We start from the raw sequence: 13,738 nt of genomic DNA, 5'->3' as shown, positions 1-13,738 counted from the left end.
GCAGCACAGCGTCGTCCACAGGTCGAGCATCGGGCCCTCGGCTGTCGGAGGCAGCCGGTAGCGTCGAACCATGCGTATTCTGCACACGTCCGACTGGCATATCGGCCGGTCGTTCCACGGGCACCAGACGCTCGACGCGCTCGACGGCGTGCTCGAGGCCCTCACCGCGATCGTGCGCGAACGCGAGATCGACGTTGTAATCGTGGCGGGAGACGTCTTTGACTCGGCGACGCCCTCGGCCGATGCCTATCGCCTGCTCACGCGCGCGCTGACGCGACTGCGAGAGACGGGTGCGGTGATTGTCGTGACGAGCGGTAACCACGACTCGGCTGCGAGGCTTGGATTCCAGTCGGAGTTCGCGCGACTCGCCGGCATCCACGTGTTCACAAGCGACGAGACGCTCGACGTTCCCATCACGGTTAATGACGACGACGGCCCTGTGCATTTCTACGGCATCCCGTACCTCGAACCGGCGCTTATCAGGCACAGGTACCCGGGCGAAACACTGCGCACGCAGGCCGACGTCGTATCGTTTGCGATGCGCCGTGTGCACGCTGACGCCGCCGAACGCGGCGGACGCTCTGTCGTGGTGTCGCACTGCTTCGCCCAGGGCGTGGCGGATGCCGCGAGCGACGTCGAACGCGACATCACGTCGGGCGGCATCGACCTTGTGCCCGCGAGCGTCTTCGAGGGAGTCGACTACGCGGCGCTCGGGCACATTCACGGGCGTGCGACGCTGACAGACAGCATCCGGTATTCGGGTGCCCCACTGCATTACTCATTCAGCGAGGCACGCAAGCCGCGCGGCGTTTGGCTTGTCGAGCTCGATACGATGGGCCTCCGGGAGGTGGAGTGGGTCGACTTGCCGATTCCGCGGCGACTCAGCATCCTGACCGGCACGCTCGACGAACTGCTGACCGACGACGCCTACACCGACGCCGAAGACGACTGGGTCAGCGCCGTGCTGACGGACACGGTGCGACCACTCGATGCGATGCGCAAGCTGCAGCGAAGGTTTCCGCACTGCGCCACGATGGTGCACGAGCCCTCCGTGGTGGCCGACCACGGCACGCGCACGTACGCGCAGCGGGTGCAGGGTAAGAGCGATGTCGACGTGATCGACGAGTTTCTCACCTACGTGCGCAACGGTCAGGGGGCTACCGCTGCCGAGAGTGAGATCATTCGGGAAGCTGTCGCCGAGGTGCGGTCGGTGGAGACCAGCGCATGAGAATCAATACGTTGAGCATCACCGGATTCGGGCCGTATCGCACGACTCAGACCGTGAACTTCGATGCGTACACCGACGACGGGCTCTTTCTGATCTCGGGCAAGACGGGCGCCGGAAAGTCGAGCATCCTCGACGCGATAGCGTTTGCGCTGTATGACAGCGTTCCTCGGTTCGACGGGACGAAAGCCCGTTTGCGCAGCGACCATTGTGCCCCGAGTGATGAGACGCGAGTGGAACTCGAGTTTACGATCGGTGACACCCGATATCGCGTGACGCGGTCGCCCGAATACGAGCGGCGCAAGAAGAGCGGCGCCGGAACGACGATGCAGAAGTCGACGGCGCAGCTGGAGGTTCTGACGGGTGACCAGTGGCAGGGAATCGCGTCGCGCCCCGTCGATGTCGGCCACGAGCTCGCCGAGATCGTCGGCATGAAGAAGGAGCAGTTTCTGCAGGTGATCCTGCTCGCGCAGAACCGCTTCCAACAGTTCCTTCTGGCGGGCAGCCGCGATCGCGAAGCGGTGCTGCGCAGCCTCTTCGGCACGAAGCGATTCGCCGACTACGAGGGCATCGTTGATGAACGTCGTCGCGAACTTGAGGCAACCGTGGCGGCGACGCGTGCGCAGACCGATCAGCTGATCAGCGATGCCGCGCGCCTTGCGGAGGCCGAGCCGCCTGAGGAAGGTGTTGTCGATTGGCTTGAGCACCGGGTGATCGAGCTCGGCACGCGCGTCGCGACGGCGGTGTCTGACGCAGCCGCGGCAGACACCGTGCGCGATGACGCCGAAGCGAAGCACACGGAGGCGACCGAGCGGCAGCGGCGGCAGAAACGACTTTCTGACGCGCGAGCGCGAGCGGCAGAGCTGAATGAGGCAGAGTCCGAGATCGCCCAGGTGCAGTCCGAACAGGCAGCCGCCGAGCGGGCGGAGCAGGTGTGGCCGTACGTGACGGCACAGCGGTCGGCGCAGGATGCCGCGGACATTGCGCGCACGCGCGTCGCGACGGCAGGCAATGCCCACGCGGCTGCCGGCGGCGACGCAACGCTGACGGCTGAGCAGCTGGATGCTGTCGCTGAGAAGCACTCGGGGCGCCTCGCGCTGCTCGAGGACGTACGTGTCCAAGAGTCGCGCCTTGAGGCACTCGCTGCCGCTGAGGCCGAGGCCATCCAACGGAAGTCCACGGCCGAGTCAGCACTCGCCGACCTCGAATTGCGACTGGCCGAGCTTCCACGGGCGCTCACCGCGGCAAACGACGAGCTCACGGCCGCTCGAGTGGAAGCGTCACGATCCGACGCGGCGACCGCTGACGTCGACCGCCTGGTCAGCGCACGCGCGGCCGCATTGTTCGCCACCGAGGTCGAGCGTCAACGCGACGTCGCACGCCAAGTCGAGGCTGAGTGTGTGCGTGAGAACACGGAAGCGTCGTCGGCGCTGCAGTCGTTGCTTGATGCACGGCTCGCTGGTCACGCAGCTGAACTTGCCGCGGAGTTGCGCGTGGGGGAGCCATGCGCGGTGTGCGGTTCCACCGAGCATCCGTCACCGGCAACTCACGCGGGCACGCCGGTAACCGAGGCCGATGTCGACGCGGCCAGAGAGGTTCTCGCGGCGCGAGAGAAGGCCAAAGCGGATGCTGCGCGCGCAGCATCCGCTCTGGACGAGAAGCTTGCCGAGCAGCGGGCCGTTTCCGGTGGCCGCACTCTCGAGCAGTTCGACGCCGAGTTGGAGCTCGCGAGGCAGCGTGTCAGTGCGGCGGCCGACGCTGCCGCGACCGTCACGGAACTCGAGAAGAAGCATGCATCGCTTATCGAGGAACGCGACGCGGGTGACGGCCGGCGTGAGCAGTTGCGCGCCAAACGAGACGCGCAGGCTGCGACCGAGAGCGAGGCGCGCACGGAGATCGCGCGCATCACGATGTCCGTCGACGCTCAGCGTGGGGACGCCGCGTCGATCGCCGAGGTGGTGTCGATCGTGACGGTATTGCGCGACTCCGCTGCGATGCTCGCATCGGCGCTGCGCACGCGAGATGACCGTGACGTGGCAGCGGCGGAAGCCAGCGAGAAGCTTGCACAGAGCATGTCTGAGCGCGAGTTTGCTGACGCGGCGGCCGTCGAGAATGCGCGACGTTCAGGGGTCGACCTTGAACGGTTGCGCGAGCGCATCCGCACTCATGATGACGCACGCGCGACTGTCCGGTCGATCCTGGCCGAGCCTGAGCTGGCCGACTTGCCGACCGAGGTTCCCGATATCGATGCGACGCAGACCGCAGTTGCCAAGGCTCGTGCCGCCCGAGACGAGGCGCTGCGCATCCGCGAGGCTCTCAACGAACGGTTGACGAGTCTGGTGCGCACGGTGGCGACGGTGAAGGAGCGGCTTGCTGAGTCGGCCACCGCCGCTGCCGAGTTCGAACGCGTGCGCAACCTCGCGAGGACCCTCGCCGGCGACGGCCCGAATACGCGCAAGATGCGCCTCGAGGGCTTCGTGCTTGCGGCCGAGCTCGAACGTATCGTCGAGGCGGCTAACGCCCGGCTACGGACGATGACGGGTGGTCGTTACGTTCTCGAGCATGACGATTCGGTGCAGTACCGTAACGTGAAGTCCGGGCTTGGCCTGGCAATCTTCGACCAGCACACTGGCGTTGCGCGTGCGACGCATTCACTGTCGGGCGGCGAGACTTTCCTCGCGTCGCTCGCGCTGGCTCTCGGTCTCGCTGAGGCAGTCACCGCCCGCGCCGGCGGCATCACACTCGACACGCTCTTCATCGATGAGGGCTTCGGATCACTGGACGCCGACACTCTTGAGGTCGCGATGTCGACCCTCGATTCGCTACGCGCCGGCGGCCGAACGGTCGGCTTGATCAGCCACGTTGAGGGCATGAAAGAGCAGATTCCGGCCAAGCTGCGCATCACCGTGGCTGACGGTGGATGGAGCGAGATTCACCAGGAAATGTGACATATCGTCAGGAAGATTTCCTGGCCAAGAAGCAATTAACGTGTCATCCTGTCGAGTAACGGCGTTTTGAGAGCCAGCTTCGGGGGTGGAGCTCGTGAAATCCGCGACATGGGGTGAATTCCATATCACCCGTGTGCTTGTCATGGCAGGCGCCCTCGCTCTCGTGTGGTTCTTCGCCCAGTTATTCTTCGGTGCTTCATCGGCGGCTGCCGATGAGAGCGAAGACGAGTCGAGCAGCAGCGTCAGCGACGTCGTCACTGAGGTCACGGACGCGGTGACCGACGACGTGACTGACCCCGTTTCGGACGTTGTCGATGCTGCAACTGATGACGTCGTTGACGTTGTTGATGGCGTCACGGATGCTGTCACACCGCCCGCAGAGCAGCCCGCACCTCCAGCAGACAATGCTCCCCCGACTGAAGACTCTGCTCCGCCGACTGAAGGCTCTGCTCCGCCCGCCGACGAGTCGGCTGCGCCATCCGAGTCGGATGAGGCGTCGAGCACACCGGTCGAGGACTCAGATTCCAGCTCGGTGCAGACGCCGCCTGCTGAAGACGCGCCACCGGCAGAAGAGGCTGCGGAGGCACCAACAAATTCGGTCACGGAGGCTGTCGAATCTGCTGTATCCGACACCGTCACCGATGACGTCACGGCCCCTGTCGCGAAGGTTGTCGATTCCGTTGTCGACCCGCTCGTCGCGAGCGTGCCGCTGGTCGGAGACGATCTCAGCGATGCCGTCGGCACGGGTATCGTCACGTCGACGACAAGTGCGCTATCTGAGGTTCTCGATCCGCTAGTCTCTGACGTCGTGACCACGGCGACTCAGACGACAGACGCTGTGACCGTGACCGTTGGTCAGACGGTAACGACAGCTGCCTTCGGCGCCGCGGACGTCACCTCCCTCCCGGTGGAGAGTGCGACTGTGGAGGCGGCAACGCCGAGGAATGCTCCTGCCTCTAGCGACACAGCCGTTGTGACTGCCGAGGAGGCGAACGTGCACAGCACGACGGCCGATACCTCGCGTGTGTCGGTCAATGATTTTCACCCGGCGCCCTCAAGCACGAGTGCCGTACACTTGTCTAGCGACGCGGAGCAGCCCACACCGACCTCTCCGTCCCGCGGAACGCTCACGAGCGGAAGCCTCGCAACGGCGAGCGGCTCCGCTGGCGCGACGGGCCCGGTAGCTGACCAGCTCTCCAGCGGCGCGGTCGTGGCGGGCGACAGCATCCTTTCGGGTCTCGTCGATGACGACGACATTCCAGAATCTCTGACCCTCACTCTCACCTGCTCTCCTGATTGACGGGCGCGCAGTCGCCATTGCGGCGATGCGCAACCCATCTGCGCGATGGGTCCGATTTCGATCAGGAGAGAGAAATGAAACGTACCTTGACAAGGTGTCTCTATGGCACCTTGCTTGCCGGAGGAATAATATTCTTCGGCGCGACTGCGGCGAATGCCGCAGAGTCTCCGCCCGATGACGATGACACGGCCTGTGGCTGCGTCACGAACATCGTCACGGACGTGACAGACACCGCGACGGATGCTGTCGACGACGTTGTGTCGTCAGCAACCGGTGGCGGGTCTCAACCTCCGGCAGACGACTCGACGCCGCCTGCTGATGACACAACGCCGCCTGCAGAGGACTCAACACCGCCTGCGGAGGAAACTCCGCCTGCGGAAGACACGACGCCGCCTGCGGGGGACACAGAGCCTCCAGCGGAGGACTCAACGCCGCCTGCGGAGGAAACCCCGCCTGCGGAAGACACGACTCCTCCGACGGAGGATTCAACGCCGCCGGCGGAAGACTCAACGCCACCGGCAGATGGCGACGCGCCGCCCGCCGAGGACGAAACTCCTCCGGTAGACGACGAAACACCGCCGGCTGACGATGCTGTTCCTCCCACAGGCGGTGTGGTTCCGCCTCTTGACGAGGTGCTGGCACCGGTAGGTGACGTGCTCCCGCCGCTTGGTGAGATCTTGTCGCCGACTGATGGGGTAGTCCCACCGGTTGGTGACGAGTGGCCACCCACGGATGGGTCTGCTCCGCCGACTGAAGGCACTGATCCGCCCGCTGATGCCGGTGAGGTTCCGCCCAACGGAGATGCATGGCCGCCCACAGACGATTCGGACACTCCTCCAGGGAGTGGCTCGAATGACGGATCGACGGCTGGTGTCGTTGTGAATTTGCCCCTCACCGACGACGGCATTTCGGTGTCGATTGGTGGGGACACGTCACAGTCCGGGACAAATGTTGATGTAAACATCGGTACGGGCGTCGTCGGGGGAATTCTCCCTGGCGATGGCGGTACTGCCGTCGACACAGCGGTGTCTAGCGGAATCAGCCTCCCGGTCTCGCTGGGTGGTCTTGGAGTCTCCATAGGAGCTGATGCGACATCCGGTGCGGTTTCCGGATCGGTATCCGTTGGCTGGGATCACACTGAGGTGCCTTCCGATGACGTCGCTGGCATCATTCCCGGTGTCGTTGACGGGGTCGTCGGTGGCGTAGTGCCGGGTGATGTCGTTGACGGGCTCGTGGGAGACATTGTTCCGGGATACGTTCCGACGTTCCCGGGCGAGGACATTCACCCGCCTGTAGTGGATCTCGACGGTCTGCTTCCGGATGCTGTTGATGGCGTTCTCGGCGGGATTCTGCCGGGGCTCCCGAGTGATGTGATCGATGTGCCTTCGGGTGTTATCGGTGGCGTTGTCCCGGGTGTTGTCGATGGTAACCTTCCGGGGTTGCCGGGTCTGCCTGGTGGAGTCTTTGATGGTTCGCTTGGGGATCTGATTCCTGGAGTTGTCGATGGTGGTCTTTCGGGGCTTCCGGGTGATGTGATTGACCTGCCTTCGGGCATCGTTGGTGATGTTCTTCCGGGTGTTGTTGATGGCATTGTCGACGGCAACCTTCCGGGCCTTCCGGGTCTGCCGGGTGGAATCGTTGATGGTTCGCTGGGTGACCTGTTTCCTGGAGTTGTCGATGGTGGTCTTTCGGGGCTTCCGGGTGATGTGATTGACCTGCCTTCGGGCATCGTTGGTGATGTTCTTCCGGGTGTTGTTGATGGCATTGTCGACGGCAACCTTCCGGGCCTTCCGGGTCTGCCGGGTGGAATCGTTGATGGTTCGCTGGGTGACCTGTTTCCTGGTGTTCTCGATGGTGGTCTTTCGGGGCTTCCGGGTGATGTGATTGACCTGCCTTCGGGCATCGTTGGTGACATTGTTCCGGGTGTCGTTGATGGCATTGTCGACGGCAACGTTCCGGGTCTGCCGGGTGACGTCGTTGACGGCATCGTTGGTGGCAACCTTCCGGGGTTGCCGGGTCTGCCTGGTGGACTCGTTGATGGTTCGCTGGGTGACTTGATTCCTGGAGTTATCGACGGTGGCCTGCCTGGTTTGCCGGGTCTGCCGGGTGACGTGATTGACCTGCCTTCGGGCATCGTTAGTGGCGTTGTTCCGGGTGTTGTTGATGGCGTCTTCGACGGTGGCCTGCCGGGTTTGCCGGGTGACGTTGTTGACGGCATCGTTGGTGGCAACCTTCCGGGTCTGCCTGGTGGAATCTTTGATGGTTCGCTTGGGGATCTGTTTCCTGGTGTTCTCGATGGTGGTCTTTCGGGGCTTCCGGGTGACGTGATTGACCTGCCTTCGGGCATCGTTGGTGATGTTGTTCCGGGTGTCGTTGATGGCATTGTCGACGGCAACCTTCCGGGGTTGCCGGGTCTGCCCGGTGGAATCGTTGATGGTTCGCTGGGCGACTTGATTCCTGGTGTTCTCGATGGTGGCCTTCCGGGGCTTCCGGGTTTGCCGGGTGTTGTTGATGGCGTCTTCGACGGTGGTCTTCCGGGTCTGCCGGGTGACGTTGTTGACGGCATCGTTGGTGGCAACCTTCCGGGTCTGCCTGGTGGAATCTTTGATGGTTCGCTTGGGGATCTGTTTCCTGGTGTTCTCGATGGTGGTCTTTCGGGGCTTCCGGGTGACGTGATTGACCTGCCTTCGGGCATCGTTGGTGACATTGTTCCGGGTGTTGTTGATGGCGTCCTTGACGGCGGTTTTCCGGAGCTGCCTGGTCTGCCTGGTGGAATCTTTGATGGTTCGCTGGGTGACCTGTTTCCTGGAGTTATCGACGGTGGCCTTTCGGGCCTGCCAGGTGACGTGACTGACCTGCCTTCGGGCATCGTTGGTGACATTGTTCCGGGTGTCGTTGACGGCGTCCTTGACGGCAACCTTCCAGGCCTTCCGGGTCTGCCCGGTGGAATCGTTGATGGTTCGCTGGGTGACCTGTTTCCTGGAGTTATCGACGGTGGTCTTCCGGGCCTGCCTGGTGACGTGATTGACCTGCCTTCGGGCATCGTTGGTGATGTTGTTCCGGGTGTTGTTGATGGCGTCCTTGACGGTGGTCTTCCGGCGCTGCCTGGAGAGCTTGTCGATGGCATCGTTGACGGCAACCTTCCGGGCCTGCCTGGTCTGCCGGGTGGAATCTTTGATGGTTCGCTGGGTGACTTGATTCCTGGAGTGATCGACGGTGGCCTTCCGGGCCTGCCTGGTGACGTGATTGACCTGCCTTCGGGCATCGTTGGTGACGTTGTTCCGGGTGTTGTCGATGGCGTCTTCGACGGTGGTCTTCCGGGTCTGCCGGGTGACGTTGTCGATGGCATCATCGATGGCAACCTTCCGGGCCTGCCTGGTCTGCCTGGTGGAATCGTTGATGGTTCGCTGGGTGACTTGATTCCTGGTGTTCTCGATGGTGGTCTTTCGGGGCTTCCGGGTGACGTGACTGACCTGCCTTCAGGCGTAATCGGTGACGTTGTCCCTGGCGTCGTTGACGGTGTTCTCGACGGTGGCCCTCCGGGTCTGCCGAGCGACATCGTTGACGGCATCGTTGATGGTGGTCTTCCGGGGCTACCTGGTTTGCAGGGCGATGTGATCGATGTGCCTTCGGGCGTTATCGGTGACGTTGTCCCTGGCGTCGTTGACGGTGTTCTCGACGGTGGCCTTCCGGCGCTGCCTGGAGAGCTTGTCGATGGCATCGTTGGTGGCAACCTTCCGGGGTTGCCGGGTCTGCCTGGTGGAATCGTTGATGGTTCGCTGGGTGACTTGATTCCTGGAGTTATCGACGGTGGCCTTCCAGGGCTTCCGGGTGACGTGACTGACCTGCCTTCAGGCGTTATCGGTGACGTCGTCCCTGGCGTCGTTGACGGTGTTCTCGACGGTGGCCTGCCCGGTGGAATCGTTGATGGTTCGCTGGGGGATCTGATTCCTGGAGTGATCGATGGTGGCAACCTTCCGGGTCTGCCTGGTTTGCCGGGCGATGTGATCGATGTGCCTTCGGGCATCGTTGGTGATGTTGTTCCGGGTGTTGTTGATGGCGTCCTTGACGGTGGTCTTCCGGCGGTGCCTGGAGAGCTTGTCGATGGCGTCGTTGGTGGCAACCTTCCAGGTCTGCCTGGTCTGCCGGGCGATGTGATCGATGTGCCTTCGGGCGTTATTGGTGACGTTGCTCCGGGTGTCGTTGACGGTGTTCTCGATGGTGGTCTTCCGGCGTTGCCTGGAGAGCTTGTCGATGGCATCGTTGGTGGCAACCTTCCGGGGTTGCCGGGTCTGCCTGGTGGAATCGTTGATGGTTCGCTGGGTGACTTGATTCCTGGAGTTATCGACGGTGGTCTTCCGGGCCTGCCGGGTGACGTGACTGACCTGCCTTCGGGCGTTATCGGTGACGTTGTCCCTGGCGTCGTTGACGGTGTTCTCGACGGTGGCCTGCCCGGTGGAATCGTTGATGGTTCGCTGGGGGATCTGATTCCTGGAGTGATCGATGGTGGCAACCTTCCGGGTCTGCCTGGTTTGCCGGGCGATGTGATCGATGTGCCTTCGGGCATCGTTGGTGATGTTGTTCCGGGTGTTGTTGATGGCGTCCTTGACGGTGGTCTTCCGGCGGTGCCTGGAGAGCTTGTCGATGGCGTCGTTGGTGGCAACCTTCCAGGTCTGCCTGGTCTGCCGGGCGATGTGATCGATGTGCCTTCGGGCGTTATTGGTGACGTTGCTCCGGGTGTCGTTGACGGTGTTCTCGATGGTGGTCTTCCGGCGTTGCCTGGAGAGCTTGTCGATGGCATCGTTGGTGGCAACCTTCCGGGGTTGCCGGGTCTGCCTGGTGGAATCGTTGATGGTTCGCTGGGTGACTTGATTCCTGGAGTTATCGACGGTGGTCTTCCGGGCCTGCCGGGTGACGTGACTGACCTGCCTTCGGGCGTTATCGGTGACGTTGTCCCTGGCGTCGTTGACGGTGTTCTCGACGGTGGCCTTCCGGGTCTGCCGAGCGACATCGTTGACGGCAACCTTCCTGGGCTGCCTGGTGGCGGTGACACTGGTGGCGGTGACACTGGTGACAGTGATGCTGGTAACGGTGATGCCGACGACAGTGACACAGGAAACGGTGACGCTGGCGACAATGATGCCGGTGATAACGGAACTGGTGACAGTTCGACAACTGGGCCGATTGCTGGCCCTGTTGTTTCGATTCCGGTGACGGTGGTTGATTCGCCGATCTCAGTGATTGGTGATTCGACCTCGTCAGGTTCTGATGATGGTGTTGCTGGTGACGGCGACGCTGGAGACGGTGCTGCTGACGACGGTGACGCTGGAGACAGTGACTCTGGCGACGGTGATTCCGGTGACAGTGGCACGGGTAACGGCGACGCTGACGACAGCGACACAGGTGAGAACGGTGCTGGTGACGGTGACGCTGGAAACGGCGAATCTGACAACAACAGTGCCGACGACGGCATCCTCGACGGCACGATTATCGCCCCGGTTATCGACATCCCGGTGACGGTAGGAGACTCGCCGATCTCCATCATTGGAGACAGCACCACGGACGATTCCTCGTCCAACGACGGATCTGGGTCCGATGATTCGGGTTCTGACGGATCTGGGTCTGATGACTCAGGTTCCGACGGGTCAGGCTCTGATGACTCAGATTCTGAAAGCTCTGGTGACAATGACTCGAACACCGGAGAGTCGGGCGATAACGAGAACGGTACCGACGACTCTGAGGCAGGGGCAACGGGAGATGAGCAGGCTAGTTCGCAGAACGCGGGCGGCGATGCTTCCTCCGACAGCTCGGAAGCCTGGAGAAACGGTGCCGTAGGGGATGAGCTCCCTGTGACTGGTCCCGACAGCGGGGCCGCGATTCTCGGAATTGCAGCTTTGATGCTGTTGCTCGGAGTGGGGGTGAAGTTGGTGGGTCGCAAGCGGTCGCTCAAGCGACGCTAGGACCCCTGGCCGACGGGCGGTTGCCAATTCTGGCGACCGCCCGTTTGCCTGCCTGGAGAGCAGGTTGGTGCTGCGCCGCTGCTTGGGCGCAGTGGTCTTCGTCGTGCGTAACTGACAGCGACTTCACGGGTGCTTCGATGCTTGTGGCTTGCCGTGACCGCCGACTCCAACGAATTTCTGCGATCGTCTTGACATGAGTAAGGTTCTATGGTTCATTAGTTGAGTAATGAACCAACGAGGAGTCGCACAGGATGCTTGATGACAGTCGCCCGTTGTTCGTTCAGATCGCAGAGCAGATCGAGAACGACATCCTCGACGGCACATACCCGGAAGAAACGGCTGTGCCCTCGACGAACGAGTTAGCTGCATTCCTGCGCATCAACCCGGCCACGGCCGGCAAAGGACTCAACCGCCTTGTGGACTCCGGAATCCTCTATAAGAGGAGGGGGATCGGCATGTTCGTCGCAACCGGCGCCACGCGCCAGCTCAAGGAATCACGGCAGACATCATTCGCCGCAGAGTACGTCGCCCCTCTCATACATGAGGCCGCGAAGCTCGGCATCAGCACTGAAGACTTAGTCGCTCTGATCACGAAAGAGGCACAATCATGACCGCGATATCCACGCGTGATCTCGCCAAGACGTACAAAGACGTCCGAGCGGTCGACGGCGTCACCATTGACCTCGAGCCCGGCCGCATCTACGGGCTTCTCGGCCGCAACGGCGCGGGAAAGACCACGCTGATGCAACTGCTCACCGGGCAGATCTTCGCCACGAAAGGCACGATGACGGTCTTCGGCGAGAATCCAGTTGAGAATGCAAAGATCTTGGCGCAGACCTGCTTCATACAAGAGAGTCAGAAGTATCCCGATACCTTCCGGGCGCGAGACGTGCTCGCCGTCGCAGCATCCGTCTATCCCAACTGGGATGAGACATTTTCCGAGCGTCTTGTCGACGATTTCCGCCTGCCGACTAAGCGGCTCATCAAGAAGCTCTCGCGCGGTCAGCTCAGTGCGATCGGCATCATCATCGGTCTCGCCTCGCGTGCGCCGCTGACGTTCTTCGATGAGCCATACCTGGGACTGGATGCTGTCGCACGCCAGATCTTTTATGACCGTCTGCTTTCGGACTTCGCCGAGTATCCGCGCACCGTCGTGCTGTCGACCCACCACATCGATGAAGCGGCCAACCTGCTTGAGCACGTCGTCGTCCTCGACGAGGGTCGTGTGCTACTGGACAGCGACACCGAGGAGCTCCGCGGACACGCCATTCAGATCTCGGGCCGCGCCGACGACGTCGACGCCTTCATCGCAAACCGCGAAATCATCGCGCAGGAGCGCATGGGCGGGCTGGCGTCCGCCACGCTCATCGCGAACGAAGGAGATCAGGATGCTGCCCAGCGCGCAGATCTGTCAGTGTCTTCCGTCTCGCTCCAAAACCTCATTGTCCATCTGACCACGGACGCCCAGCGTTCCACCGTCACTGCGTGAAAGTCAGGAATCATGCGAATTCGACCAGTTGTGAACCTGCACACCGCCAACCGATTCACCATCATCGGTCAGCCGCTCATGATCATGGGCTTCTCGTTCGTCGTCATCATCATTGTCGGGATCATTGCGAACAGCGTGACCAGCAGTGCATCAGACCTCAACGACATGTACGAAGGAATGCGCTGGAACGGCGCCATCTTCGCGTTGCTCGGACCACTCATGGGATTCGGGATCGCGGCGATGGCCCAGTATTTCCCGCTCGCGACCGGTCTCGGGCTGACCCGAAGTGAATTCGCACGCGGTACCGCCCTGGTCTTTCTCGGGCTCGCCGCCATCTTCACGATCGTCGTGACAATCGGCAAGACGATTGAACAGGCGACCACCGGCTGGGGCCTCCACATCCGATTCTTCGATGTGTTCTACACGGGCATCGGACCCGCATGGCAGACGCTGATCCAGACATTTCTGGTCATTTCGGCGTTCATGTTCATCGGTGCTGCTGCGACGACCATGGTCAATCGCTGGGGTCAGTTCTCGCTCTGGGTTGTTCTTGCCCTGTTCATGGTCGGTGGCCTGTGCGTCGTCATGGGCGCCATTCTCAACACAGCGTTCGCCGAGTGGCTCTTCTCTCTACTCACAATGGGATGGCTCCCTTGGATGGGCGTAGTTCTCGCGATTGGAGTCATCGGCGCCGCGGCGTGGGCGATCCTGGTACGCAGGGCACAGGCGCGCTGAGGGGCGGTCGCCGTCGCGACAGCCCGGCCCGGTGTGCGCACGCGCGCCGGGCCAGCTGCCGTCGTAAACGTTCTCGCTTCT

7 protein-coding genes are annotated in these 13,738 nt (G+C 62.4%); all 7 read left to right on the top strand.

The window, feature by feature from the left end; genetic code table 11:
- Positions 1-70: 70 nt before the first annotated feature.
- The 7 genes from HCR76_RS14185 to HCR76_RS14155 all read left to right on the top strand — a co-directional run bounded on the left by HCR76_RS14185 (position 71) and on the right by HCR76_RS14155 (position 13,657).
- Positions 71-1,228 carry an exonuclease SbcCD subunit D gene (locus tag HCR76_RS14185; protein ID WP_166993322.1) on the top strand — a complete coding sequence of 386 codons (1,158 nt, stop codon included), beginning with the start codon at positions 71-73 and terminating at the stop codon, positions 1,226-1,228.
- Positions 1,225-4,173 (top strand): AAA family ATPase, encoded by a 2,949-nt coding sequence (locus HCR76_RS14180; protein WP_166993319.1) that lies wholly within the window; start codon positions 1,225-1,227, stop codon positions 4,171-4,173. The genes HCR76_RS14185 and HCR76_RS14180 overlap by 4 nt, the downstream gene beginning before the upstream one ends.
- Positions 4,174-4,267: 94 nt before the next feature.
- Positions 4,268-5,473, top strand: a complete 1,206-nt coding sequence (locus tag HCR76_RS14175) for a hypothetical protein (RefSeq protein WP_166993316.1) — start codon at positions 4,268-4,270, stop codon at positions 5,471-5,473.
- Between the two features lie 221 nt (positions 5,474-5,694).
- Positions 5,695-11,433, top strand: coding sequence for a hypothetical protein (locus HCR76_RS14170; RefSeq protein ID WP_198248066.1), 5,739 nt, complete (start codon positions 5,695-5,697; stop codon positions 11,431-11,433).
- A gap of 251 nt (positions 11,434-11,684) precedes the next feature.
- On the top strand, positions 11,685-12,044 hold the full coding sequence (locus HCR76_RS14165; protein WP_166993309.1) for a GntR family transcriptional regulator: 360 nt from the start codon (positions 11,685-11,687) through the stop codon (positions 12,042-12,044).
- A complete protein-coding gene (locus HCR76_RS14160; protein ID WP_166993306.1) occupies positions 12,041-12,922 on the top strand; it encodes an ABC transporter ATP-binding protein in 882 nt (293 codons plus the stop codon). Before HCR76_RS14165 ends, HCR76_RS14160 begins: the two co-directional genes overlap by 4 nt.
- Positions 12,923-12,934: 12 nt before the next feature.
- Entirely contained in the window at positions 12,935-13,657 is a 723-nt protein-coding gene (locus HCR76_RS14155; RefSeq protein WP_166993303.1) for a hypothetical protein, read from the top strand.
- Positions 13,658-13,738 lie beyond the last annotated feature (81 nt).

It is taken from the genome of Paramicrobacterium chengjingii (assembly GCF_011751765.2).
GTDB lineage: Bacteria > Actinomycetota > Actinomycetes > Actinomycetales > Microbacteriaceae > Paramicrobacterium > Paramicrobacterium chengjingii.
This window is presented reverse-complemented; position numbering and strand designations above follow the sequence as displayed.